The organism is Porphyromonas uenonis 60-3, assembly GCF_000174775.1.
GTDB classification, from domain to species: Bacteria; Bacteroidota; Bacteroidia; order Bacteroidales; family Porphyromonadaceae; genus Porphyromonas; species Porphyromonas uenonis_A.
The window spans coordinates 1-600 of sequence record NZ_ACLR01000157.1; the positions used below are offsets into that span (position 1 = coordinate 1).

General features: G+C 47.2%; 1 pseudogene. It reads left to right on the top strand.

Going from position 1 to position 600, the window contains the following annotated elements:
• Positions 1-236 precede the first annotated feature (236 nt).
• Positions 237-600 (top strand): annotated as a pseudogene (locus PORUE0001_RS05120) (urocanate hydratase); the annotation flags it as partial.

The window sequence follows — 600 nt, forward strand, 5'->3', positions numbered from 1 at the left end:
TAGATGCTATACTCCTTGAGGCAAGAGACACATAAAGCGAGCCGTCTAGTACTCAGAGACTAGACAGCTCGCTTCTCTTATTGCGTCTTAGAGCAGTGCTCCCAAGAACTAACTTCTAATCTCTATCTTCTAATCTCTATCTTCTAATTTCTATTATACCCTAAGGGACATGTATACGTATCGGAGAGTTTTTAGTATCTTTGTGGGACTTGAAATTAAGATCGCAACCAGTAAATATGAAGAGAACTTGTAAGTTTACACTTGATGCTACGCTGCCCAAGTACCCCACCTTTGAGGAGGGCATCCGTCGAGCACCTGATAGGGGCTATAGCTTGACCCCTGCACAAACACGTGTGGCACTACAGAATGCGCTACGCTATGTACCTAAAGAACTCCACGCTGAGCTCGCACCCGAGTTCCTCAAGGAGCTCAAGGAGCGTGGTAAGATCTACGCCTACCGTTATCGTCCCGAGGGCGATCTCAAGGCTGGTCCCATCGATAGCTACAAGGGTAAGTGTATCGAGGGTAAGGCCTTCCAGGTGATGATCCACAACAACCTATCGCATGCTGTAGCGCTCTATCCTTATGAGCTTGTAACCT